General features: G+C 59.4%; 18 protein-coding genes and 5 pseudogenes. 12 read left to right on the top strand and 11 right to left on the bottom strand.

The features are described from left to right. The first annotated feature begins 665 nt into the window (after nucleotides 1-665). From ACFXS9_RS19855 to ACFXS9_RS19835, 5 genes and pseudogenes are all read left to right on the top strand, one after another. Nucleotides 666-1502 carry an SDR family NAD(P)-dependent oxidoreductase gene (locus tag ACFXS9_RS19855; protein ID WP_392691365.1) on the top strand — a complete coding sequence of 279 codons (837 nt, stop codon included), beginning with the start codon at nucleotides 666-668 and terminating at the stop codon, nucleotides 1500-1502. 299 nt (nucleotides 1503-1801) lie between these two features. After that, on the top strand, nucleotides 1802-3556 hold the full coding sequence (gene nifA, locus ACFXS9_RS19850) for a nif-specific transcriptional activator NifA (RefSeq protein WP_392691363.1): 1755 nt from the start codon (nucleotides 1802-1804) through the stop codon (nucleotides 3554-3556). 764 nt (nucleotides 3557-4320) lie between these two features. Beyond that, entirely contained in the window at nucleotides 4321-5163 is an 843-nt protein-coding gene (locus ACFXS9_RS19845; RefSeq protein ID WP_392691361.1) for an electron transfer flavoprotein subunit beta/FixA family protein, read from the top strand. Between the two features lie 17 nt (nucleotides 5164-5180). Further along, a pseudogene (locus ACFXS9_RS19840) lies at nucleotides 5181-5589 on the top strand (electron transfer flavoprotein subunit alpha); the annotation flags it as partial. Nucleotides 5590-5671: 82 nt separating this feature from the next. Next, nucleotides 5672-6974, top strand: a pseudogene (locus ACFXS9_RS19835) (FAD-dependent oxidoreductase). Nucleotides 6975-7287: 313 nt separating this feature from the next. Here ACFXS9_RS19835 and ACFXS9_RS19830 read toward each other — a convergent pair. Then, nucleotides 7288-7680, bottom strand: coding sequence for a hypothetical protein (locus tag ACFXS9_RS19830; protein WP_392691358.1), 393 nt, complete (start codon nucleotides 7678-7680; stop codon nucleotides 7288-7290). A 707-nt stretch (nucleotides 7681-8387) separates the two neighbouring features. Here ACFXS9_RS19830 and ACFXS9_RS19825 point away from each other — a divergent pair. From ACFXS9_RS19825 to ACFXS9_RS19805, 5 genes are all read left to right on the top strand, one after another. Continuing rightward, on the top strand, nucleotides 8388-8723 hold the full coding sequence (locus ACFXS9_RS19825; protein WP_392691355.1) for an antibiotic biosynthesis monooxygenase family protein: 336 nt from the start codon (nucleotides 8388-8390) through the stop codon (nucleotides 8721-8723). A gap of 14 nt (nucleotides 8724-8737) precedes the next feature. Beyond that, entirely contained in the window at nucleotides 8738-9253 is a 516-nt protein-coding gene (hutX, locus tag ACFXS9_RS19820; protein ID WP_392691352.1) for a heme utilization cystosolic carrier protein HutX, read from the top strand. Between the two features lie 10 nt (nucleotides 9254-9263). After that, nucleotides 9264-9803: a hypothetical protein gene (locus ACFXS9_RS19815; protein WP_392691349.1), complete on the top strand. Its 540-nt coding sequence runs from the start codon at nucleotides 9264-9266 to the stop codon at nucleotides 9801-9803. A gap of 805 nt (nucleotides 9804-10608) precedes the next feature. Further along, complete coding sequence (locus ACFXS9_RS19810; protein ID WP_392691347.1) at nucleotides 10609-11292, top strand: GFA family protein; 684 nt, start codon at nucleotides 10609-10611, stop codon at nucleotides 11290-11292. A 37-nt stretch (nucleotides 11293-11329) separates the two neighbouring features. After that, a complete protein-coding gene (locus ACFXS9_RS19805; protein ID WP_392691345.1) occupies nucleotides 11330-11995 on the top strand; it encodes a 2OG-Fe(II) oxygenase in 666 nt (221 codons plus the stop codon). Nucleotides 11996-12119: 124 nt separating this feature from the next. Here the strand turns inward: ACFXS9_RS19805 and ACFXS9_RS19800 are convergent. Then, nucleotides 12120-12577: pseudogene (locus ACFXS9_RS19800) on the bottom strand (transposase); the annotation flags it as partial. Nucleotides 12578-12664: 87 nt separating this feature from the next. Between ACFXS9_RS19800 and ACFXS9_RS19795 the strand changes: the two are divergent. After that, a protein-coding gene (locus ACFXS9_RS19795) for an IS3 family transposase (RefSeq protein ID WP_392691343.1) occupies nucleotides 12665-13767 on the top strand; the annotation gives its coding sequence in 2 pieces (ribosomal slippage) (nucleotides 12665-12920 and nucleotides 12920-13767; 1104 coding nt in all). On the opposite strand, the gene ACFXS9_RS19790 is transcribed toward ACFXS9_RS19795, so the two are convergent. The 4 genes and pseudogenes from ACFXS9_RS19790 to ACFXS9_RS19775 form a co-directional block, all read right to left on the bottom strand. Next, complete coding sequence (locus tag ACFXS9_RS19790) at nucleotides 13737-15806, bottom strand: recombinase family protein (RefSeq protein WP_392691340.1); 2070 nt, start codon at nucleotides 15804-15806, stop codon at nucleotides 13737-13739. The genes ACFXS9_RS19795 and ACFXS9_RS19790 overlap by 31 nt on opposite strands. Continuing rightward, entirely contained in the window at nucleotides 15796-15966 is a 171-nt protein-coding gene (locus tag ACFXS9_RS19785) for a hypothetical protein (protein ID WP_392689527.1), read from the bottom strand. Before ACFXS9_RS19785 ends, ACFXS9_RS19790 begins: the two co-directional genes overlap by 11 nt. Nucleotides 15967-16543: 577 nt before the next feature. Next, nucleotides 16544-17471, bottom strand: a pseudogene (locus ACFXS9_RS19780) (transposase); the annotation flags it as partial. A gap of 1 nt (nucleotide 17472) precedes the next feature. Beyond that, complete coding sequence (locus ACFXS9_RS19775) at nucleotides 17473-17736, bottom strand: DUF6788 family protein (RefSeq protein WP_392699876.1); 264 nt, start codon at nucleotides 17734-17736, stop codon at nucleotides 17473-17475. On the opposite strand from ACFXS9_RS19775, the gene ACFXS9_RS19770 reads away from it, so the two are divergent. Further along, nucleotides 17674-17943, top strand: coding sequence for a hypothetical protein (locus ACFXS9_RS19770; RefSeq protein ID WP_392691337.1), 270 nt, complete (start codon nucleotides 17674-17676; stop codon nucleotides 17941-17943). The two genes, ACFXS9_RS19775 and ACFXS9_RS19770, sit on opposite strands and share 63 nt — an antisense overlap. A 600-nt stretch (nucleotides 17944-18543) precedes the next feature. Here ACFXS9_RS19770 and ACFXS9_RS19765 read toward each other — a convergent pair. The 5 genes and pseudogenes from ACFXS9_RS19765 to trpC all read right to left on the bottom strand — a co-directional run bounded on the left by ACFXS9_RS19765 (nucleotide 18544) and on the right by trpC (nucleotide 25349). Further along, on the bottom strand, nucleotides 18544-19842 hold the full coding sequence (locus tag ACFXS9_RS19765) for a hypothetical protein (protein WP_392691334.1): 1299 nt from the start codon (nucleotides 19840-19842) through the stop codon (nucleotides 18544-18546). Nucleotides 19843-20051: 209 nt separating this feature from the next. Beyond that, entirely contained in the window at nucleotides 20052-21575 is a 1524-nt protein-coding gene (locus ACFXS9_RS19760; RefSeq protein ID WP_392699875.1) for a class I adenylate-forming enzyme family protein, read from the bottom strand. A gap of 1342 nt (nucleotides 21576-22917) precedes the next feature. Next, complete coding sequence (locus ACFXS9_RS19755; protein WP_392691331.1) at nucleotides 22918-23340, bottom strand: flavin reductase family protein; 423 nt, start codon at nucleotides 23338-23340, stop codon at nucleotides 22918-22920. A gap of 461 nt (nucleotides 23341-23801) precedes the next feature. Beyond that, nucleotides 23802-24041 carry a hypothetical protein gene (locus tag ACFXS9_RS19750; RefSeq protein WP_392691328.1) on the bottom strand — a complete coding sequence of 80 codons (240 nt, stop codon included), beginning with the start codon at nucleotides 24039-24041 and terminating at the stop codon, nucleotides 23802-23804. 490 nt (nucleotides 24042-24531) lie between these two features. After that, nucleotides 24532-25349, bottom strand: a pseudogene (trpC, locus tag ACFXS9_RS19745) (indole-3-glycerol phosphate synthase TrpC). Nucleotides 25350-25360: the final 11 nt, after the last annotated feature.

Here is a 25360-nt window from a genome sequence, read left to right as displayed (position 1 = left end):
CATGCGAGGGCTGTCAATCGCTGTTTCGGCCGTCGCCGCGGTCGATTGCGCGATCGAGATGAGAAACTATGCCTGCCTGGCAGCTCCGCCGCCGCAGCAGCAAGCCGAGCTAGCCGACCGCGAGCCCCAATATCGCCACGCTCAATGAAGACTGCGATGGCGATAGGCCGCCGAGAAACGCCTGCAGGGGAGAGCTTGCTGCCACCTGTCGTGAGACCCAGTTCGATCACGAAATGATGAATTGGAATGACGTGGCCGGTAGAGGAGGGGCGGATTGCTCAACAGCAATATCTCATTCCGCATCGAACGGTGTGAGAGCGAACTAAGCGAATTCGCCGGCGGTTCTGATATGCGCAGCAATTTAGCTGACGGACCTGGCCCGACCGCATTGACAATATTTTTCGATAAACCAGCGCGCATTAGGGCCATGGAGCAAGAGCGGAGCCAAATGGGGGGTGCCGCGCACGTTATGCGAGACTCGAAAATCGGCTTGTGCACCAGCGTTTGCTACTGTTCCGAAAGCAAACGCGCATGATGTGTGGAACCCGACAAGCTGTTGCGAACGCGACATTGGGCCGCAAAAACGTGCGAGCGTTCCTCTGCATCGCACTGGCCCAAATCCTGCACCGCGTTCACGGGCGAGGGCAAGGGAATAGGAGGCGCGTTTGAGTCTCGATCTGAGAAACGACGAAGCGGTCGCCGGTCCACCGTCCGCGATCGACGTGGGCTGTCCGTTTCACACCGATAGAGTCCGCATCCAGCAGGGAGAACAGAAGACGTTGGTGCTAACCGGCGCGTCGCGCGGCATTGGTCATGCCACCGGAAAGCTGTTTTCGGAAGCGGGCTGGCGCATCATTTCTTGCGCGCGCCAACCGTTCGATGGCGGGCGCTGCCCGTGGGAGTCAGGGGCCGACAACCATGTCCAAGTCGACCTCAGCAACCATCGGATGCTGGCGCGCGCCATCGCCGAGGTCAAGGAGCGCCTCGCGGGCGCGCCATTGCACGCATTGATCAACAATGCCGGCATTTCACCGAAGACGCCGAATGGCGCACGACTGACGGCGTTGACGACGTCAGTCGAGACCTGGATGAGGGTGTTCCACCTCAATCTGGTGGCGCCGATCCTGCTCGCGCAAGGCCTGTTTGACGAGCTGAAAGCAGCAACCGGATCAATTGTCAACGTGACCTCAATCGCAGGCTCGCGGGTGCACCCGTTTGCCGGCTCTGCCTATGCGACATCAAAAGCTGCGCTCGCGTGTCTCACGCGCGAGATGGCGTACGACTATGCACCGTATGGCATTCGCGTGAATGCGATTGCGCCCGGCGAGATCAAGACAGACATTTTGTCGCCGAACACGGAAGCGCTCCTTGTACCAAATATTCCGCTGCGCCGAGTGGGCACACCCGAAGAAGTCGCGAAGGTCATCTTCTTCCTTTGCTCGGATGCGGCAAGTTATGTCACAGGCACCGAGGTGCCGATCAATGGTGGCCAACACGTGTGATAGACTGCACCTGCAACAAACAAATCGCAGCTGATTTGATCTACATCAATGGAATTCGTGTTCCCACGGAATGCGAACGACAGGTGCGGAAGAGCAGAGAATAGTAAGCAAGTCAAAGCACTGTAAGTTTACCGTCATGCCGCGCTCAACGCGCTGTAAGTTTTACCATCGTGCCATAATAGAAGTTATCTTTTGCTTCATCCTAAAATGGCGGCGAGATCGAGGATGACATGCAACACAATATTCGCAAATCTGAACAGGAGGACAGGGAGGATGGTCATAACAACGGAGACGTCGTCATGCTGCATATCCCTTCCGTACGCGAAAGGCCTAACTCAAACTCCGAGACGGACGACGCGGTCCCTGATGTGCCGTTGTACGAGAGCGCGATTATCGGGATCTTCGAAATATCAAAAGTACTCACCGCCCCCTGCCGGCTGGAAGTCACGCTGGCCAACGTCGTCGATCTTCTGCAATCGTTTGTGCAGATGCGGCACGGCTTCGTCTCTCTGTTCCACGATGATGGCGTGCCGGACATTACCGTGGGCGCCGGCTGGAGCGAAGGCAGCGACGAGCGCTACCGGATGCGCCTGCCGCAGAAGGCAATCGACGAGATCGTGGCGTCGGACAAGCCGCTCGTCGCCGAAAACGTAGCAGTGCATCCGGCCTTTAGTGCTGCGGACAAGGAGGTGCTCGGGGCCTCCGACGACATGCGAGTGTCGTTCATCGGCGTTCCCATTCGCATCGATTCGAATGTCGTGGGCACGCTGACGATCGACCGCATCCTGGACAACGCGTCGAGCGTTCGGCTCGATTACGACGTGCGGCTGCTCACAATGATTGCCAACCTAGTGGGGCAGACAGTGAAGCTGCATCGCCTGTTCGCGTGTGACCGCGAGCGATTGATGGGGGAGAAGGACCGGCTGCAAAAGGAATTGTCCGAGCTCAAGCAGCCTGCGCGGGAGCGCAAGAAGGTTCATGTCGAGGGGATTATTGGCGACAGCCCGGCGTTGCGCAAGCTGCTCGAGAAGATCGCGGTCGTAGCCAAATCAAACAGCACGATGCTGTTGCGCGGCGAGTCCGGTACCGGAAAGGAGCTGGTCGCCAAGGCCATTCACGAGCAGTCGGCGCGCGCCAAGCGGCCCTTCATAAAACTCAATTGCGCGGCGCTGACTGAGACGGTACTGGAATCCGAATTGTTCGGTCATGAGAAGGGTGCCTTTACCGGCGCGTTCAGTACGCGCAAGGGTCGCTTCGAGCTCGCCGACAAGGGGACGCTATTTCTGGACGAGATCGGCGAGATCTCGGCCTCGTTCCAGGCAAAGCTACTGCGCGTGCTGCAGGAGCAGGAATTCGAGCGCGTCGGCGGCAACCAGACCATTAAGGTCGATGTTCGCGTGATTGCCGCGACGAATAAGAACCTGGAAGAGGCGGTGGCAAGGAACGAGTTCCGCGCCGACCTCTATTATCGCATCAACGTGGTTCCCTTGCTGCTGCCGCCGTTGCGCGAAAGGCGCGGTGATATCCCGCTCCTCGCCACCAAGTTTCTCAGGAATTTCAACAGCGAGAACGGCCGTACGCTCACCTTCGATACGAGTGCGATTGAAGTACTGATGAACTGCGGTTTTCCCGGAAATGTCCGCGAGCTTGAGAATTGCGTGCAGCGGACCGCGACTCTGGCACCGGGGCCATCGATCGTGAGAGACGACTTTGCCTGCTGCCACGGCCAGTGCCTTTCCGCGATGCTGTGGAAGAGCGGATCGGACGAGATAGCGCTGCAGCCGCGGCCGATCGTACCAGTGCCCGCCAAGCCGGCCACATCGCCGGCCGAGGCTGCTACATCGCTCCCGCCTTTCGGCAGCGAGCTGGCTCCGCTAGCGCCAGTCGGCGCAGCCCTCGTAGGTGGTGCTAAGATGACAGATCGCGAGCGTGTCATCGCGGCCATGGAAAGATCCGGCTGGGTGCAGGCAAAGGCGGCGCGCCTGCTTGGACTTACGCCGCGCCAGATTGGCTACGCCCTGAGGAAATATGGCATCGAGATCAAGCGCTTGTGAAAGGAGTGTCGGACTTGGGGTATGTCGGGGCCGTGACCATCGCCGTTGGGGCGAATAGCTGGAGAAACAGACATAGAGGCTTGGTTGGTTTGGCGCGGACTTGGACCCGATCACGATCGGATGCGACCCCCGCGTCGGCCCGATTTTGTCATCCTCGAGATCAGCCCGCGCGACCACCGGCGGTCCCATGCCCGCAACGGTCGTGCGAACGCGGCGCTGTCATCGCGAATTCGTTGGCCGTGTCGCCATCGACCATTAGCTCACGCCGGATATAGTCAGCGAGACCATCGGGTGTTCGACCTCGTTCAATTTGCCCGGCGTCATATGCAGCGACCGCTGCGCGATGCGGCCCTGCGCGCGAAGGGACCGCCGTGTGCCAGGCGGTCGCAGGCGCCGCAAGCTTATTGCGGCGCTGGTCTTGCCCCTGGCGATGCGAAGCATCGTCCAGTGCAAGTCGGCTCAGCGCTTACGCTCTCCGTGAGCGCAGCGGCCGCTGCGGAGACTCGGGATCGCGTATGGATCGACTCGAGCAAAGCGCGTCCCGTTTTGAGCCGCTCTCCTTGATCCAGATTAACGACAAATCAGGCCGCGCGAACCGGGCTGTCGTAGTCACGACGAATGTCGCAATTCCGCCGGCGAACGTCAGGCTACAGTGACATGACGCTTCCCAAAGGCCATTGTATTGCTGCCTGATTTTGAAATTCGCGCAATGGTACGACACTTGCTGTTCTCTTCGCCAGCCGTTGCAACGTCTGGAGAAGCACATGCACAACGTCGTCTGCATCAAGCAGGTTCCCGACTCCGCGCAGATCCGCGTGCACCCCGTGACCAACACGATCATGCGTCAGGGCGTGCCGACCATCATTAACCCATACGACCTCTTCGCGCTCGAGGCCGCGTTGGAGCTGCGCGATAAGTTCGGCGGCGAGATCACCGTCCTTACAATGGGGCCGTCATCAGCCGAGGACTCATTACGCAAAGCGCTGACCTTTGGCGCCGATCGCGCCGTACTGCTCACCGACCGCTGCTTTGCGGGCGCCGATACGCTGGCAACGACTTACGCGCTGGCGACCGCCATCCGCAAAGTCGGCAAGGAATATGGCCCGCCGGACCTCATCTTCACCGGTAAGCAGACCATCGACGGCGACACCGCGCAGGTTGGGCCCGGCGTCGCGAAGCGGCTCGGTGTGCTGCAGCTTACCTACGTCGCAAAGATCAGGGCCCTGGATCTCACCGCACGCACAATTGAAACGGAACGGCGCTCCGAAGGTGGCGTCCAGGTCCTTCGCACCAGCCTGCCGTGTCTCATCACCATGCTGGAGGCAACCAACCAGATTCGCCGCGGCGCCATGGCCGATGCATTGCGTGCCGCCCGGACGCCGATCGTGAAATGGAGTGCGCAGGAGGCCGGTGTCGAGGACATCTCCAAATGCGGTCTCAAGGGCTCGCCGACCATCGTCAAGCGTGTCTTCGCGCCGTCCGCGCGCGCTGAGAAGGCGGTGCTGGTAGAGGCCGCCGAGCAGCCGGCGCAAGCATTGATCGACGCCATCTTCAAGCACCAGCCCAAGCTTGAAACCGACCTTGCGGCGCTAGCCCGCGATGCCTGATCTGAAGGGTCTTGGCGATGAGCGACGTGATAAGAGCTCCCGCGTTGCCTGCGCAACGGCGCGCCGCCAAGAAGGCGCTGCCGGGGCATTCAACGCTGACAAGCATGTCTGGTCTTCATCGAACAGGAGCGCGGGCAGGTGCATCCAATCTCCTGGAAGCTGATGGGGGAGAGCAGCAAGCTTGCCGAGAAACTGGAGGTTGTTCGCGCGGCGGTCGAGATCGGTCCGGACGGCGAGGCGACACGCAGCGCCGCGGTCGAATTCTTCTCCTACGCCGAGGACCTTGTCCATCTCGTCGCCGACAACATGCTCGCAGATTACCGCAACCAGTCCTACAGCATGGCGTTGACCGATCTTGTCAACACCCACAAGCCGGAGATCCTGCTGTTGGGAGCCACGATCTTGGGCCTTGATCTCTCCGCCTCCGGCGGTCGCCGCATTCACGCTACCGCGTAGCAGGCGAGCGTACATTTTGAGATCATGCGCCACTGAACAAAGGAGAGGCCCCGTGATCGAAGAGAGTTTCGATGCCATCGTGGTTGGCGCCGGAATGGCCGGCAACGCGGCGGCGCTGACCATGGCTAAGCGTGGCATGAAGGTGCTGCAGCTCGAGCGCGGCGAATATTCCGGATCAAAGAACGTGCAGACTGCCATCCTCGATGCGGACATCGTGGAACAGCTGACCCCCGATTTCCGCGAGGACGCGCCGCTCGAGCGCCGCCTTGTCGAGCAGCGCTTTTGGTTAATGGATAGGCGCTCCCTTATCGGGCTGCGCTACCGTTTCAACGACTGCAACGACGAGCGACCGAACCGGTATATCGTTATCCGCGCCCTATTCGATAAATGGTTCTCCCGGAAGGTGAGGGAGGCCGGGCGCCACCGTCTTGTACCAGACTACAGTTACGGGGCTGGCGCAGAACCGCCGCGGCCGTGTCATTGGTGTGCGTACCGACCGCCAGGACGGCATAATCCACGCCGATGTAGTGGTGCTCGCCGAGGGCGTCAATGGCTTGCTCGGGACGTGTGCGGGCTTGCGCGAGCGGCCGACGCCCGATCGGGTTGCTCTGCAGGTCAAGGAAATGCACCTTTTGCCGCGCGAGACCATCGAAGCCCGTTTCAATCTCAAGCGCGACGAAGGGGTCGTGATCGAGGCCGCCGGCACCATCTCGCGCGGCATGACCGGCATGGGTTTCATCTATGCGAATAGGGAGTGCATCTCACTCGGCATCGGCTGCCTCGTCTCCGATCTCCAGCGAGCGGGCGAAACGCCTTACGGGCTACTCAATCGCTTCAAGCGTCATCCGTCGGTGGTGCCGCTAATCCACGGCTCAGAGCTCAAGGAATATTCCGCGCACCTCATCGCGAAACGGGGCTACAACACCATACCCCAGCTCTACGGCAAGGGCTGGGTGGTGGTCGGGGATGCCGCCGAGCTCAACAATACCAGCCATCGCGGGCATCTGAACGTTGCGATGATCTCTGGACGAATTGCCGCGGAAGCGATCTTCCGTGTGAAGTCGCGCGGCGGTCGCAGCACGTCGAATAGTTTTTCACTATACAAGAAGATGCTGAACGAGTCGTATGAGGATCTGAAAAAGTACAAGGATATGCCGGCGCTGATGCACACCCAGCCGGACAACTTTCTCCTCACCCATCCGCAGCTCGTCTCGAAGGCGATCCTGAACTTCGCGCGCATCGGTGGCAGGCCAAAGGCGGGGGAGGAGAAGTCGGACTCAAAATCCTTTGGCGATGTGTGGTCATGGACCGGACTCTTCGGCGATGGCTTCCGCTTACCGCGCGCCTGGCGCTGAATCAGCACTAGCTCAAGCGAAACATAGGAGCCAGAAATGTGAACTTCGAGCATTCGATGCGCGTAAAGGACTAGCTGTTCTATAGCCCGTTATTTGGCCGACGTCCCACCTGCCTACATCAAGGGGCCGGCCCGACGAGAGCCCGTTACTGCAGTTAGTCGCTCATACTGAAAACTGTTGCCGCGCCACTACGAGTCGAACACCATGCCGAGACTACCGTTGACGGTCGCATCGAATGCGGCCTGCTGGCTCATCGGCGAGCCGCCCGCGACATCGAATGGAGCCCAGCGACACGGCGGCTATGGCGAGCTATTCAAGTTTCGGTGACGATTGGGCAGCTGCTATGGCGCCTAACAAGGACCTTCATTGGTTCGATCCATCTGGCCGGCGCACTCCAATCCCGCTCCCTCCGTTGCGCCGTTTCGGCTGGTGAAGCTAAAAACATGTTTAACCCAAGTGTTCGCCAGAAATGGTCAATGTCCTTATTCCGGAGCTGTTTGGCTGTTCTGCTGAATTGCTGGAGCGTGTGATCGGGCAATTCATCGTCGCTTGACTCACGGGCCGATTGATTTTGCGACGGGCATTGGTGGATCGGCGCGAAGGCGACGAGGACCGTGGCGCCGAAGGCGCTGGCGGCGAGATGGTTTTGTGTGTCTCCGTTGGCCTTGTTGATGATGCCGCGGATTTGGCGCGTGGCCCATGTCATCACAGCAATCGGGGTGCCGGTCGCGAGAATTGGTGCGAGCCTTGCTTGACGTGAGCAAAAGCACCTGCGTCCGGACGACGGGGCGCTGGAATGAGAGTGCCACTTGTCAGGTTTCCGACTTGGCGTCTCCAACCGGACACGGACCGAACGACAACATGGAGAGAGAAATGAAGGTGACCCCACCGACCTACCTCGCACGGCTGTTGGCGCTGGCAGGAGGCTGAAATGGAAATCCCGGCCTTGCTCCGGGGTGATCGCAGGCAAGCGCGGCTTTTTTGACGGGAAGGGCCGGTGTGCAAGCAAGCCCCCGCGTGTCGTACCACCGGCGCATTGGACAAATGCCGATCACTCGCTCAGATCGCGCCTGACAGCAATGCCCGACGAGAGCACCTGAAGCTGGCTCAGATATACAAGTCTATCGGGTGGGCCGCTCAGCGCTTGCAGGGGCTGCGCTACACGCAGGAGCGGCGGGCTTGTAACAGCTGCCTGACGCAAACGATGTGCTGTGGTCGAGCCCAGGACCGGGCAGAGTCGACAAGGCCGGATTGAAAATTCACTTTGGCGGAGCTTAGTTCGATGAGCTGACAAACCAAACAAGTTGCATCGGGCCGCGCTGATGCTCCAGCGCGGCTTCGGTGCATCCATGTTTCTAACCAACTCAAACGGTACGCCAGGCGCACCCCAGCAACCCAGCAAGGAGATTTCAATTGTTTATCGCGATGAATCGGTTCCAGGTGAAGATTGGCTCTGAGGCGGCCTTCGAGACGGTGTGGCGCACGCGCGAATCCTATCTCAGCAACATGGCCGGTTTCGTCGAGTTTCACCTGCTGAAGGGGACCGTCGCCGAGGATCACACGCTGTACTCGTCGCACACGGTCTGGATCGACAAGGCGGCATTCGAAGCCTGGACCAAATCGGAAGAATTTCGCCGCGCCCACGCCCGCGCCGACAACATGACCGGCGAAAGCCTCTACCTCGGCCACCCCAAGTTCGAAGGTTTCGAAGTGATTCTGAGCGAGCGCAAATCCAGCGCCGCTGCGTGACGGGGAGGGCTGTCATGTTGAGCACGGAGCTTGCCGAACTCAAGGCATATATGGCTGACAATCCAGGAGCAGTGATCGAAGACGTGGCGCGGGAGCGGAAAGTGAGCCCGCGCGCAGTCCTGGAGGCTATGCCTGAATCGATGGTGCGCCTCGGCCCCGGCGGTGAATTCGCCGCCGCGATGAACGACATCGCGCAATGGGGCGAGGTGACGCTGATCGTCCACACTGACGACGCGATCTTCGAATTCTCCGGCGCCATCCCTGCGGGCGAGATCGGCCGCGGCTATTTCAACCTGATGCAGCCGAAGGGGCTTCACGGCCATCTCCGGCACGAGCGCTGCGCGGCGATTGCCTTCGTCGAGCGGCCCTTCATGAGCAAGTCGTCGGCCTTCATCGCATTCATCAATGTGGACGGCGGCATCATGTTCAAGGTGTTCGTCGGCCGTGACGAAACGCGCGCGCTGCGAAGCGACCAGTTGCAGCGCTTTCATGCGCTTGCGGAAAGGATCGCGCCCGCCCGCGCGGTGTAACCGATCCGCATTGTCAGCCTGGGAGACGATCATGCAGAGAACGATGCTGAACGTTATGATCCGTTGGTGTGGCGCGGCCGGCGTGGCTGCGTTGCCGAGTGCGGCGCTCGCCACCACCGATGTCGCGCTGCTGCCGCGCAACCTGTCGCCCTGGAACATGTTCGTGAATGCGGGCATCGTGGTGCAGGCGGTCATGGTGGGCTTAGCCTTCGCCTCGCTGGTGACGTGGACGATCTGGCTGGCGAAAACCATCGAGATCCGCCGCAAGACCGCGACCGCCAAACGGCGCCTCAGCCTCTTGGAAATGGATGCCGTGCTGGCCAGGGCCGAGCAGGAGAGCCGCGGTGGCAAGGACGCCGTGGCGGCGCCAATGGACATGATACCGGGACCCGAGATGCAGCAGGCGGACGCGTCGCCGCCCGAGCCCGCGGCCGCAGAGGCCGTGCGTGAGCAGATCGCGCCGACTACGAACATCGTGGAATTGGCTTTGATCTCGCGCAAGCGAACCGACCCCGGTAGGAACTACAGCTCACAATCGAGAAACCAATGAGCACGCCTGCGAGGCGACGGAATCATTTGGCGCAAGAAAATCCACACATCCGTGCTCAAATAAGTTGAGCAAAGCACTATCGCACCAAGGTCTACCCGAAGCCGGAGGATACTAGATGGATCGACAAGATCGAGAGCCTTCAAGACGAAGTGATGCCTTTTTGCAGGAAATGAACTCGTCTCCCGATCCGGGGGAATTGGTATCGGTTGGCGGTCCTAGGTCTAGGCCAAGAAAATCTCTCTCTCCCTCCCTCTCTCTCCCTCTCTCCCTCTCTCTCTCTCTCTCTCTCTCTCTGCATACCCGGGTTCGAATGACGTTATCCCAAGCTTCTCCCTCTAAACTGCATCAACCTTCAGAGATACCAGTTGGCGAGCACTTGGCTCGGCGAGCCCGGGCTCTGCTTGTCCCCCATCCGTTCGCTGCGGAGATGTCCAAAGATCAGGTTGCCAGGCTACTACCTGAATACTTAGCGATGTCACAAGCGTTCCCGCACCTGCAGGCGGGATCACAAAAGGATCTCATATTCGACGCAATACGTCGCAATCGAGACCTCCCGAGGGACGTTGAGCTGACCAGTGTGGTCGCAAATTTTATCTGCTGGGATGAAACGGGAGGTCACAGTCGGGTTCTCCAAGGCGGCAACGCTGCGCTACCCAGTATTCTGGACACAGAAAACTTCCACTCAAAGCTCTTTAGAACAGATGCGTCGCGCCTACTTGGCCGAGCAATACAGCCTAACTACAGTACCACAACGAGCCGGTACCTGCGTGCGCTATATCATGGCTTGTCGTCGAGAGACCCCATAGTGCGCTGCGCCTACATGGTTGCCTTTGAGCTACATGCTGCGGAAATGATCCAGGCGCTTTGGATTACTTTAGTCAGAACCTTTGATGCTCGCACTGATGATCTTGAGTATTTCCAGGTCCATGTCGGCGGCGAGGATCCTGCGGAGAAATATCACGGAGAGATGACAAGCAGGCTCATTAGCGAACTGGTCCCTGCCGACTGCAATAGCCGTTTCTTGGATGAATTCGACCGCGCGTATGGTCTCAGCTTAGAGTGGTGCCGCAATCTAGTCGGAATTGATTCGCTTGACGGAGATGGTCGGCCGGAGGTTGAACACAGTGGCCGCTGTCACTGTGGGGCTGTCAAGTTCTACGTACGAGCGCCAGCAGAGATTTCTGCAGTGAAGTGCAATTGCTCAATCTGCCAAATGTCCGGATTTTTGCACATGCTCGTTGCTGACGACAAGCTTAGGATTGAATGCGGCGAAGAACGCCTCACTACGTATCAGTTCAATAAGAACATCGCTCGGCATACGTTTTGTCGGGTTTGCGGCGTAAAGCCATTTTATCGGCCGCGATCGAATCCGTCAGGATTCAGCGTAAATGTTCGATGCCTAGATAAAACGACGATCGAAAGCATAAGAATAGATGATTTCGACGGCGAGAATTGGGATCTGGCGATCCGCTCGTTGCAGGCGGATTAGAAGAGTCGAATTTGAGTGAATCCGAAAGGCGCGAACAATGAGTGATAAACTTGGTCTGCTTTCAGAAGATGCCCTCGCGAAGTACCGCTCAGAGCTGGCAGATAAAGGTACGGTCCTGATTGCCCCCGAGGCGCTGTTCACCAAAGATGAGTTGACGAGGATCGATCAGTTGCAGTCCGATATTCCCGAAGAAGAGGTTCGGAAGGGAGATGCCGACGATTCTCACAATGTTTTTGTAAGACGAGTGCGCCTGGATCACGCCGGCCGTAATCCTAGCAACGTGAATGGTACAGCTTCAGCGCAGATCATCGAACTACTTGAAAGGACAGAGCGGGTCTCCGCGCTCAGGAAGATCTTCGGAGCGTCATCAGAATACGTCATTCGCCGATGCCAAATGCATCGCATGCCGCCTGGGTCCTTCGTTGGCATCCATTTGGATGCTGAGAGCGACCCCGACTTCGAGTACTCTGTGATTGTTCAGCTAGCGACAGATTTTGAGGGCGGTGAGTTCGTCGTATATCCAACCAACCGTAAACTCCAAATGTTTCGGCCACCTTTAGGAACCGTACTGATCACCACATGTAGGTTCCGGCATGAGGTAAGGCAGGTGCACGCCGGGGAGCGTCGGTCACTCGTCTACTTTTGTTCAAAATACGGCGGTGCGAACCGCAGGATAATCGAAAACCCTGCCGCTCGCGCATGAGGTCGGCTAGCTACTTTCCGGCGCAAAAATTGCGGCTCTGAAGGGCGGGGTCAACTACGCAGACAACGAGAAGCCCCGCGGGGCCGCGGGGCGATGAGAGGGCAAGATTGGCGCTGGAAGTGGACTACCTTTGGAGTGACTGCTCTTCCATCACGCGACCGATGCTCATGAGGTTATCGGCGACAACGCCGAGCCCGACCCAGCGCTTCATTCCAGTGCTGCCTTTGTAGCGGCAGCGATCGAGCCGGTGCCGCCGTTTGGCCACGCTGATGCGCCCCTCGCATCCGGTCCGCCATTTCTGGCCGTTGCGGAACCAACGCTTCTTCTGCTCGCGCTTGCGCGCGACGCTATGGATGGAGCGATTTGGGGATGCAGACGCGTTGACGCCGCTCGCCTTCGCCGCGGCTTCATTCCTGGCGGAATAGAACCCGGCGTCTGCTGCGACCAGACGTGGCGTGCGACCGAGCTTGGCTTGGTGGATTTCGATGGCCGGAACCAACAGGTCCGAATCGCTCGGCCGCCGATCGTAGACTTCGTAGTCGATCACGATCTGGTTTTCGGCTCCTGCAGCTTGACCATCTTAGAGCCGGCTCCGCAAATTTGAACAGGACGATAAGTGGAGTTTCTGCCTGACAGCGGGCACGCTGAGCCTGCGAATCAGGAGAGACCATGAGCAGACGACCGCGCCGGAACCACACCCCGGCCTTCAAGGCGAAGGTGGCGCTCGCCGCCGTCAAGGGTGACCGGACGATAGCCCAACTGGCCGAGCACTTTGATGTCCACCCCAATCAGATTACGGCCTGGAAGGCCCAGTTGGAGGGCGGTGCTTCCGGAGTTTTCGGATCGGGGAACACGGCGCCGTCCGCGCCTGCGATCGACGTGAAGTCGCTGCACGCCAAGATCGGGGAGCTGACGCTGGAGAACGATTTTTTAGAAGGAGCGCTCACCAAGGCGGGATTGCTGAGCGCAAAGCGATGATCGACCGTGAGCACGATCTGTCGATCACCAGGCAGGCAGAGGTTTTGCAGATCAGTCGTGGCAGCGTCTATTACCTGCCGCGCCCGGTCCCGGATTCCGATCTCGCGATCATGCGGCGTCTCGATCGGCTGCACCTGGAGTATCCCTTCGCCGGTTCGCGTATGTTGCGAGGCCTGCTGGCTTTGCAGGGGTGCAAGATCGGCCGCCGGCATGTCAGGACGCTCATGCGGCGGATGGGGATAGAGGCGCTCTATCGCCGTCCCCGGACCACCAAGCCCGAGCCCGGTCACAAGATCCATCCGTATCTGCTGCGCGGCATGGAGATCACGCGGCCGAACCAGGTCTGGGCCATGGACATCACCTACATTCCAATGGCGCAGGGCTTCGTCTATCTCGCCGTGGTGCTGGACTGGGCGACACGCCGTGTCCTGTCGTGGCGGCTGTCGATCACGATGGAGGCGGCCTTCTGCGTCGAGACGTTGGAAGATGCTCTCGCGCGTCACGACAGGCCGGACATCTTCAACACCGACCAAGGCTCGCAGTTCACCGGTGCGGCCTTCACCGGCGTCCTCGCCGACAACGGCATCGCCATCAGCATGGATGGCAAAGGGGCTTGGCGCGACAACGTGTTCGTTGAGAGACTGTGGAAAAGCGTCAAATACGAGGAGGTCTATCTGCGAGCCTACGAAACCGTTGGTGAGGCGCGAAGCTCGATTGGTCGGTATCTCGACTTTTACAACCGCGCATCAGAACACCCATCTGTCTATGTTGTTGAAGAGAAGAGACTTTGCTGATTGGGATGTGATCCCGTGGGGTATCTTGGGTTCTGTCGCGCTCGTTCGGCGATAGATTGAGCGGCAGCTGTTATCAGCAAGGCGCGAGCAAAAATCCACGGGCCGTCCGATAGCGGATGGATGGCTGCGATTTCGCCGGCTTCGGCGGCGAGCCGGAGCGTCTTGGGCGCAATCTTGAGGAGCTTTGCCGCGTTGCTGAGGTTTAGCCAGGGCTCGATCCCGTCCTCGGCGGGCTTGAACACCGGGATGCGATAGTTCGAGCGCATCGAGGTGACACGCTCGCGCGTCCAGCGATTGCCGTTACCGGTCTTGAGGCTGTTGCGGTTGAGCAGGCCGGCGATCAGATCGTCGCTGGCGATCAGCACCAGTTGGCGCACAGCTTCGACGATGTTGGCGGAGGTGCTGTTGCGCTGCCCGCGCCGGCGCTTGGGCAGGCGTATCTCGCTGTGAACGCCGCCGACCCAGTGGACGATGAGGACGATCTCGGAGGCCGCATCGTCGATATCGGCCACGACCTCATGGATGACGGTGCGCGCAATCCGCTTCTTGAGGCGCGCATCCGTCGTCGGCGCATCCCAGACCGTTTTGAGGTTCGAGGCCAGAACGCCAAGCGAAGCTGGATCGGCAATGGGGGCGGGCATCGCCGCATCATGCATGGCGATCTTGCCCTCGACCTCCGCCACGTGGGCGAGCGCCCTGTTCCAGCGCGCTTCAAGCTCGCCCGCCACCAGCCGGTTCGCGGGATCAGCGGCATCGTATTGCCGGAAGGCCCGGTCGACGGCATAGCGCGCCGCTTCGAGGTCGCGACTGAGAGCATCGCGCACCTGATCGCGCCGTTCCCTGGCTTCCTTGGCGGCAGCGGTCGCCGCGGCGATAGCGCCCGGACCGACGACGCCGAGCAGTGCTTCCTCGATGGCATCATCAACGCGCAGTCCGCCGAAGCCGATGCAATGAGGGCCGCCATTGTCCATCCAGGCGCGGCTGCAGCTGTAGCGCGGAATATGGCGCTTCATGCCGGAGTACCGGAGTGTGAGCTTGCGACCGCAGCGCCTGCAGCGGATCAGACCGGCCAGCAGCGCGTCACCATGCTTGGGCGCGCCGTGATACCGACTGGTGGGAACGTTGTTGCTGACCATGGTGCGGATTGCCTCGAACCTCTCCCAGCTCACGTACCCATCGTGGGTGTTGGGCTTCAGCGCCAACCATTCGTTCCGCGCCTTGCGGCGGATCTTCACGCTCACGCCCTCGGCACCGTATCCCGTCGCGACAGCCGTCTTACCATAGGCATAGGCGCCGCCGTAGACCGGGTTCTCAATGATCCGGTGGATGGCGGAGTAGCTTGGTCGCCGCCAGGCCGTGTCGCCATTGGTCTGCTTTACCGGCAGATCGAGATTGTACTCGTGGAGCCAGCAGAGCGCCTGTCGCGCGCTGCCCAGTTCCTCGACCTTGTCGAACACCAGCTTGATCGCTTCCTGGACCCGCCGATCCGGATCTTTCTCATAATGGTCGCCGGACTTCACGAACCCGACCGGCGCCGCCACCACCAACTCGCCCCGGCGCGCCTTCTCGTAGCGGGCCGAGAGCGAGCGCTGGCGCAACAGATCCAGTTCGTACTCGTTGAGGCTGCCCTTGAGCCCGAGCAACAGGCGATCGTTGCCGTGCCTTGGCGCATAGATGGTCTCCTGATCGACCAGAACGGTATCGACCACGCGGCACATCTCGATGAGTTGCTGCCAATCTCGGCTGTTGCGAGCGAAGCGCGAGACCTCGCGGGCGCAAACCGCACCAACCTTACCGAGGCAAACCTCCGCTACCATCCGCTCGAAGCCGGCGCGTTGGACCCCGCCGGCGGCCGAACGACCGAGATCATCATCAATCACGTCGATCTCTGACCACCCGAGCGCCGTCAGCCGGTCCCGCATGGCGTATTGCAACGCGCTGCTCTCGCGATTGTGCAACACCTGATGCGCCGAGGACTGACGCACGTAAAGAATCGCCTTGCGCTCGAGATGATGAGGCCTGATCTTGTCAGAGATCATGGCCGACCTCCTTCGCGCGCGGCGTCGCTGTCGTCGCAGCATGGCCGAGAATCAACTGCGTCATCAGACTGGTCAGCGCCGCCCGCGCTTCCGCCGGCAGTTCCGACCATGCTGGCGCGCCGAGGGCGCCGTTCGACAGGCCGCTCCCGAACAGATCCATCTGCGGCTGCGACCGCGGTTGTCGATTGTGTCGGTATCCGCTCCCTGGCATTGCCGTCTCGCGTGACATGAGTCGCTCCCCGATTCTGGTCGTGAGAGGCTCTGGATGCGCTAGAAAGCAGGGCAGCTGATGGCGCTCGATCCATCAACGCCAGATCGAGAAGCGCAGAAAGCGCTGCAAGTGCGGTTATGCTGACAAATGGCCGAGCTGCCAAAAGCTCCGCCTCAGGGCATGCCGTCCGGTCGAACATCCATGCTGGAACCTCCAGCCAACGATCTGCTTGCGATCCATCCAGCGTGCAGCGGAAGGCGACATCGCCAGCCTTGTCGACGGCCCCATGAACGCAAACTCGGCAACCAAACCAAGGATGATATCGATAAAGAACCTCGCGAAGAACGGTCCTGTGGGCGTTCTCAAACCTCGTTGTACAACGGCCGCCGTCCGCATTCGAGCCTTGACGACCGCACCCCGGATCAAGCCTACTTCGATCGTCCTCCGCTCCGCGCGGCGGCCTAACCCCGGCAGAGGCTCCACTTATCGACGCGGAGATTCTGTTCAGACAACCGGGACCAGCTCACTTGCCGAACTCGTTGGGCGTGCCGGCCTTGCCCTTGCGAATGATCTCCGTCGAGGGCTCGAACACGCTGAAGAGCTTGTCCTCCGCCCGCGTGTTGCCGCAGAAGATGCGTTCGTCGCACCGAGCGACATCATCGTTTCCAGCTCCTGCCGCAAGCCTTGCAGCGCCAGCCGCTTCAAGATGCCCTTGGCCCGCTTCACGCCGGCGGCGATCTCATGGGAGAAGCGCTTCGCTTGCCCCACCACACGGCTCGTCGAGTTCAACAGCCGCCGGTAGCCTTGCTTGAGCTTCTCGTGATTGAGCGGTCCTTTGGCACGTGCGGTTCGCGCGATATCGAGCAGGCGCAGTTTTACGCTTCGCGTTCGGTCGCGCAGTTTGGTTCCGGCCGTGCCGACGATCTTGGTGACCTTCTTCATGGTGCGGATCAACACCCTTACCCCGTCGCCCAGCAACGTGCTGTCGGTCGGGTAATGGATGTTGGTCTCCACCACCGTCGTATCCACGCGCATTCTGCGTCCCTGCGTCCCCCTCGTTGCTGCGCGATTTGCACGATCCGGTCGTGGATCTGCCTGATTGTTTCCGGATCCACAGCCAGGCCCCAGCGTCCCATCGTCTTGGCGTCCGGCGTCTTGCCGCCGCCCACCCGGGTGAAGTCGCGATACACCAGATTGACGCGCACTTCGCGTTCCGGCACATGATAGCTCCAGTTGCGAACGTGCTTGAGGATCAACAATCGCAACACCATCTCGGCCGGCGCGCCCAGCCGACCACGACTCTTGGGATGTCGTCTCGCCAGCGCCTCGTACACCGCACCGACGATCTGTTCATCCGCCAGAACCCGGTCAGCATGGGCCATCCAGCCTTCGCGAAGATCGCTCACTTCCCCGGCGATCAAGCCGTCGCCGAAGCTCAGTTGCGCTCTGCGCATCTCAATCACGTTTCTTCCTCCCCCGCGGCAGCGCCGCATCAGGGCGCAGCAGGTGGTGATTGAGCTCGCAGATCGCCTCGATCGCGTCTTTCAGCTTCTGGTAGTTGTCCAGCCAACGGCGCACTTCGGCAACGCGCTCGCGCCGCACGCTGAACTGGCGCACGCGTCCACCCGCATAGCTCACGGTCAGGACATGCACCTGGTGCCCTTCGCCGCGCGCGCATTTCGGGCAGCCGCTCTTGTGACGAACCGTGCGCTTCAGCAGCGAGCCGCGCAGCAGCTCACCGGTGACCGGCAGCTTCCCGACAAGCTTCTCACGCGTTTGTGGGCTCGATTACGAATCATTCATAAGAATGAATCAATGCTGCCGCTTCAAGTCAACGCCAAGCCGTCCGACCTTGCAGTTTTCGCCACAGCGAGCGATTCTGGCAGCCGCACAAGGCCGCCGATTTTTGCGCCGGAAAGTAGCTAAGCTAGATAGAATGGATTATAATGGCGTGCGAATGAGGTCTATGGATGCATGCCGGCATTCTCTAACTAGACGAATGCCGGACTCGACGCACGAAGATACTTTGCTGTCTTCCTCGCCCGTCGCTATCGTCTGTACAGTGATGTTGGATGGTAAGTTATCAGACTAGAGCGAGTTTTGCTGCGTGAAGAGGAGAGGGGAACGCTAACCACTGGCGCAATGATGGTCAAACTGCGAGGCTCATATCCCGGACAAGGTATTGTACGTCCAGCCGATCTGCCTAACTACTTTAATCAACTAAAGAATGTAGCCAATGACTGCAGATTTGGGTGCCGATCTGCATCGCTCCGGCACTCCGCGCGTCCGCCCAGAACTAAACCGTTTGCACGGTTGTGGTATAGGAAACCTGACAAGATTGGTGCGCCGAACAACTTGGGTTTGGAACGGAAGAATCGACAGTGCTGCGCCAGTCAACCTGGAAGAGAGTGCTTCGCCATCTCCTTAGGGCGCGTTTTGGCTTCAGCACATGGTTGGGAATAGGGATGTTGTTCAAGCTGAAACAAATGGCATCCTGAAGAGTGGAACATGGGGCAGTGATCCAAATCAGAGCATCGTCAATAATCGATGCTCGAAATTCCGGCCCACCAGCCTGTCGCGCGCGATCACGAGACACTCCACCGTGCCTGCCTCTTGGTCGGCGGCAAGCGGAATAACGCCTTCCTTGTGTATGCGATCAAATAGCAATCCTTCATCGACAAAACAATCAAGTGCCGTTTGGAGGGAGTTTAGTCGGACGTTCCGCACAGATGAAATCACGTAGGAATGGGAATAGTCGGCTCCTAGCAACCGGTCAGCAATGCTGTGCAGTACCGAGCCCCCGCCCCACCGACCGTTCGCTTCATTAAACAGCAGCCGCCCGTCGGTCGAGAAAATGGCATCTATGTTGATCATTCCGCGGTAACCCAAAGTCCGCGCAAGCTCCACAAATCGATAGGCGTGCGCGTAAGCGGTCGAGTACTGCTCATTGCTCAGGTCGCTTGGAAGCTCTAGACCAATCCAGACGAGAGCTCGTTCGGCCCGATCTTCGCTTCGATGCAGACGTATGTTTCCACTGTTGACGTATGCGATTGAACCATTTTCCTCGATTTCAAACTCAAGGTAGAACAGAGAACGGGCCAAGTGGTATGATTCTACGACCACTGTTTTACACGATGGGGTTGTCATCTCAGACCAAAGTGCATCAGGATCAAACGACGGCCAAAGAACCCGCCGGGTCTCCCTTGCCCCAGGTAGTGGAGCGCTCTCCTTGCCGGTTAATATGATATTTCCAACCCCGCCGGCTCCATTGTCTAATTTTACAATGACGCTGCCGGTTTCAAGCCTTAGGGAGTTGACCGCTCTGAACAATTCTTCTGAGCTTGTTGCTATGCATCCACTGGGCAACGGAAGCGTGACACTTGTTGCCAATTGACGGAAGTGGCTCTTGCGGTTCAATAGATCAGGGCCTCGCTGCAGAGCGAAGTCGTTCCCTTTCTGCTGTATGCCGAGCATCGCCGCTAAGCGCGCAACGCCTTCAGTAGAGTAGCAAGCACAGAGTTTCCAATGTGTTTTCTCACAAATGTGGCGTCGGATTTGTTCAACAATTGTATTGGACTGCAGAGTGAAATCACTAAGGACCCGGGTCTCGTGCGCGTTTTCTGGCACGAGCACCAAGACGGTCGATGGGTCGAACCTTAGCGTCGCGCCAACGTAGTGTAGCAGATCAGTTGGGATCGCTACCGGAGAGACAATTAGGTCGCCCGCTTGTGCAAACCATACGGAGCGCCAGGCTGACTTGGCGGCAAGCGAAAGTTGGATTGCCGTCAGATCGGCACCCGACATTTGGGCGGTACCGGCGTTCATAATTAGGATCCGCGGCATCAACGAGCTCCGTAGTACTTGGCATATATCGGGACGGAAGCGCAGTCCGGCACTACGATGAACGTGCGGCAGCGTATTCATGTAGTACAGTTGTTCGAAACGACTTCAGTGAGCTAGAGACATAAGATCGCGTGCAGGCGGCAAGAGAAATATTGCCAGCGCCCAATCCGCGATATTCATTTGGTGCCTCCTTACCGACTTGATCGCGCATCGAGCTCTTTCAGCATAAAATGCTGGATCTTGCCCAACCCCGTTCGCGGCAATTCTTCCGTGAAAATGATTTCGCGCGGCACTTTGAAACGGGCGAGCTGCGATTGCATATGCGCGGTCAGTGCTTCCGCTTCAATCCGCACGCCCGACCGCCTGATCACATAGGCGACTGGTACTTCATCCCAGCGCGAATCGGGCCGACCGACGACAGCGCATTCTGCGACATCGGGATGCTCCATAAGCACACGCTCGACTTCTGCCGGATAAACGTTTTCCCCGCCGGAAATGATCAGATTCTTCTTGCGATCATGGACCCAAAAATACCCATCAGCATCGCGGCGGCCGATATCGCCAGTGTGATACCAGCCGTTATGCAGCGCCTCGCGCGTTGCTTCTTGATTGCCCCAATATTCGCAGAAAACATTAGGCCCGCGCACTGCGATCTCGCCCAGGGTGCCTGGCGGCAGCTTGTTGCCCCCATTATCGATGATTGCCGCTTCGCAGAAAAGGCCGGGCAAGCCAGTCGTACCCTCACGCGAGAGATCACCGCCGAGTCTCGTATAGACAGCAATTGGGCAGGTCTCCGTGGAGCCATACACCTGCAGCACTGGTACGCTGCGTGCGACAAAGCGTTCGATCAGGTGCTGCGGCACCATGGTTGAGCCGGTGGAAATTGCTCTGAGTGAGCTTAGGTCGGTGGTCGACCACTGGGGATGCTCGGTCAGGCCTTGAATCGTGGCAGGCACCAGGACGGCCAGAGTTGGCCGTTCGCGCTCGAACGCAGCGAGCGTCGCCTCTGGCGTAAACCGCGTGTGGATCGTAACCGTCGCGCCGTGATGCAACGCTGGCGTCGTCTGGATATTGAGGCCACCCACGTGGAACAGCGGCAACACTGTCAAGACATGGTCAGCCGAGGTGAGGCCATGCATGTGCTGACTCATAACCCCATTCCACAGCAAGGCTTCTTGGCGCAGCACAGCCCCTTTCGGCCGCCCTGTGGTGCCCGAGGTATAGACGATCAGAAGCGGGCAGGACAGGTCCGTGTACGGATTGCGACCATCGCCCCGCCCTCGGTCTAGCAGGCCATCCCATTTGCTTCCGCCGAGGGGCGCAAAATCCAAGCCGACGACAAAGATATCCGGCAGTTGCTCCGCCAGCGCCGGCAGGAGTGCCTCGAAGGCGTGTTCGATCACCAGCACCTTGGCGGCGGCGTCGGACAGGATGAAGAGCTGCTCGGCGACCGCAAGCCTCCAGTTCAGTGGCACGAGCATTGCGCCGAGCCGCGCGCAGGCATAGAGCAGCACCAGATGGTCAGGCCGGTTAAGGCTGAGGATCGCGACGCGATCGCCTCTCTCGACACCGAGCTGGCTTTTTAGGGCGCGCGCGACCTGCTCGATCCGTTGATTGAAGATCGCGTAGCTTAAGGTCTCGCCCTCGAAATGGATCGCGGGCTTGTCGGGAGTGAACGCCGCGTTGCGCTCAATCAGCGTGCAGAGATCAACCATCAGTCTTCCGTTTTCCTTGGCTTGCACAGTACTTGCCTCCCGAAGCGGCCAATGAGAGCTCCTCTACGTCGCTCGGAAGGTGTCGATTACGGCGTTATTGTCTGAGATGAGGGGCCTTCCGTCAGGTACCCGCAAAAGAGTTCAGCTTGTGACGATCTCGTGAGGCTCAGGTAGGGTGGATGTAATCCGGAGACTCAAAGTGTAGCTCTTGCTCACGTACTTCAGTTTTGCTCGACAGGGGCTGCGTGCATCAGACAATGGTGGTAAGCGCACCATGACGAGAGTTTCCTGGGCGATCTTCTCAATACAGGCTCGCCACACATATAGGCGGCTCCGGCATCTCCATCTTTGAGGCCGACAATGGCCCGGCATTGGCCTTCAGTGTGATTGACTAGCAAGATCCTCCTGGAGCCGTCAGGTCTTTTTCACATGCCGCTCCGAGATGCCGGGCAATCTCTTGCGATGTCGCGCCGATCGTGGCGAGCGAAATTTGCCGCCACAGCTCCGTGAGAGCTTCTACAGCCCAATCGACCTTTATGCGCGATCTTGTCGCCATACCAGCTCCCAGGGATCTGTGCGGACAGAACAAAACACGCTGCTCGGATTGAGCGCGGCGCGGCCGGAAGCCGGCGCCACGTACTTTGAGATCGTACAATTTGACGCCACGTGCGATTCAAGTCCTTTTGGGCGGCCGTCGTGTGAATATGTTCAAACTCCTAAGCCTCCGGGAGCAGCGATGATACGAAAACTGAAAAAGCACCGCCAGTTCCTCATAGGATCTGGGCCGAGCCGGGCTAGCGTTGCCAGCGCCAAGGCCTTAAGGCGCCGTCTTAGTGAGCGGCGCAGCTGATGCGTGTCGGGTTCCCATTCAGGGCTGATCTTCTCGCCGCCATTATGCTGTTCGCCTCTGGGTAAGAAGCCGAGCTGCCAAAGGAGTCGCGATCGAGACAGATTAGGGACGAGTGTCACTTGCATGCAGGGCACTAACTCAGGATGCGAGCTGCCTCGGATCTTTCTGATCAGAACCTTCTTTCGATGGGTGCGCGAATTGCATTTGCTTTAGCGTCAATCCAGCCGCGCTCGCGCGCGATTGCGACCATCTTGGCGTAGGCTGCTTCCCAGGTTTTGTTGTCCTTGGGGCAGCCAGGCAGGATAGGCACTAAATAGGCATCAGCGCATTGTCGTGGTCAACGAGCGTGATCCCTTTCAAGTCTGAAGGCTTAGCGGCATACGGGCCCTTCAAGACGAGCTTAAACCCGCAAAAATCGAAGGGCTCCGCCATTTGCACTCCCCTCTCGGGCAAGTATTCTATCATCATAACTCGGCTCCTTCATTGTGGCTCTCAACATAGCCTTAGCCGTAGGGTGTCGTTACGAATAGCGACATTGCGGTGAAAACCTGCACTCAGCCGTACAGTAACGTTCGAAGTTCGCCACGGAAGTTGATGAGTGGATTGCCTTGAGCTGATCGCGTCGCGACAATCCGGCCGATACAGATCCCATGGGTGCCGACGAGTTGGTGGTGATGCAACGCATTCGAGCACACAAACTGCGCTTTGCAGAACCGGTACGTCAAGAACGCCCTGATCCCATGGCGCTGTATCGAAACGGTGGACAGCGTTTGCGCCATGCCGGCCGGCGAAACGCAGTGCGAGGTCCTGCTGATTGCCGCCGAGAAGACTCACGCCGAAAGTGCCGTTGGCGAGTATCGCGTCGTGAGTTTCGGAACTGGCATTAATGTCGGCCAGCAAGCAGGGCGGCTCCATGCAGATCGAGGTAATAGAACTGACCGTTACCCTCGCCGTTGGACGGCCGTTCCGGTCGCTACAATGGAGACGCCGCTCGCCAGATTTCGCATGGCTTGGCGAAACTCGATCGCCTCGATGGACTGATTATCGCTGATCCGGGGAGGCGATTGGCAGCTCATAGCCCAGCTCCGGAGTGGCGTTTGACCTCGAACTTTTGAACTATGCGGATATTGCGTTGGTCGCGACTCTCGAACTTGCTTCCGCGCAGTGCGGGTTTGATCGCACCGATAATCTGACTGCTCCACAGCATGATCTGGCGATGAACTGAACACAATCGGTGGCTCCGCTTGGATGATAGCGTTCAGCGTGCCTTTGCGTCAGATCGAATACGTTCCGCGTCCTCGTCGCGTAGCGACAGCGAAGGCGGCCCGTACGTCCGAAGGGCTGGCGGTCCGTGATCTGTCTGCGCGTGGCGTCATTCACTGCGAATCATTCCTCGGTGGTGATATGGGCATGGCCGCCGCGCCGCTTTGTTTTCCGATACTGTTGAAAAGGCGCTCTTTCCCGAAGAGAAGACGCTCATCCAGCGTCGCGTGCAACGAAAGCCGCAGCTCGGGCGAGATCGAGTCGTCTGTATCGATCACCTCACGAAACTTACGAAACATGAGTTCGATCGTTGCGATCGATCCGAGTACCGTGGTCGTCCGCCAAGACATCATTGTTTGTCTCCTTCGCGGTACCGCGAAGCGCGAGTCCCCGAGTCGCCTGTCTTTTCGACGATCTCGGTGGTGCGCTTCGCACCGGCTCTCGCAATCTGAGTGACCGTCGATCTTTCAGGCGCCGCCCTAGCCTCGATTAGCTCAGCAAGATTGATACGGTACGCATCCTGCAGCCTGATAAGCGCTCTGCTCCGAGCATAGACTGCCCTCATCCGCCTCGAGTTGTGAAAACTTTCCATGACTTTGCTCTTACCGTCTCAGGCTAATGCACCGCTATTTCGTGCAAACGGTGCATTTCGCCGCACCATCACCGGCCGCACTTCTCGGCCGTCGTCAAATGCAGGGGAGACCCACCGGCTCGGTGCTGATTGAGTTGCGCGGACCTTCTGGATGCTGACTAGCCGTCGCCAACAGCGGCGACACCTCACTATCGTTTGCGGCGAGCCGTATTCGGAGCGAAGCGAGCTCGGCTTGGAGGCTTTGCGGGCCATCACTGCACTCCGGTCGAAACCGCCGCCTCGCGCGAGAGCAGCGCGCGGGTCGCCGCCGTCACGTCAGCCTGCCGCATCAGACTTTCTCCGACCAGGAAGGTCGAAATGCAAAGCCGCGAAAGACGCAGAACATCCCCCGGGGCGCAGATACCGCTTTCGCCGACGATCAGGCGATTCTTCGGTATGAGCGGCGCCAGCGCCTCGCTGGTCGTAAGCGTGGTCTCGAAGGTGCGCAGGTTGCGGTTGTTGATGCCGATCATCGGCGAGCGGAGTTTTAGCGCCCGATCGAGTCCGTCGCGGTCATGGATCTCGATCAGCACATCCATGCCATGGGCTAGGGCCGCAGCCTCGATCTCGCGAGCGGTTTCGTCGTCGAGCGCCGCCATGATGATCAGGATGCAGTCGGCCCCCTGAGCGCGCGCTTGTACCACCTGATAGGTGTCGAACATGAAGTCCTTGCACAGCACCGGCAGATATGTTGCCGCTCGCGCTGCCATCATGAAATCAGGGTGCCCCTGAAAGAAGGGCGTATCCGTCAGCACCGACAGGCAGGCCGCGCCGCCCGCTTCATAGGCCCTGGCAAGCGAGGGCGGATCGAAGTCGCCCCGGATAAGGCCTTTGGAGGGAGAGGCCTTCTTGATCTCGGCGATCAGCGCATACTCATCTGCTGCGTGCTTGTTGCAGATGGCGGCGAGAAACCCCGCGGGGGCGGGGCCCGCCGCGCGAGCGCTTCGACCTCTGAAAGCGGCAAGGCGCGCTTGGCGGCTGCGATCTCTTCGCGCTTGTAGGCCCCGATCTTGGTCAAAATGTCGGACATCGGTCAGCTCG

The sequence above is a fragment of the Bradyrhizobium sp. RDI18 genome, from assembly GCF_043203335.1.
In the GTDB taxonomy this organism is placed as follows: domain Bacteria; phylum Pseudomonadota; class Alphaproteobacteria; order Rhizobiales; family Xanthobacteraceae; genus Bradyrhizobium; species Bradyrhizobium retamae.
This window is presented reverse-complemented; position numbering and strand designations above follow the sequence as displayed.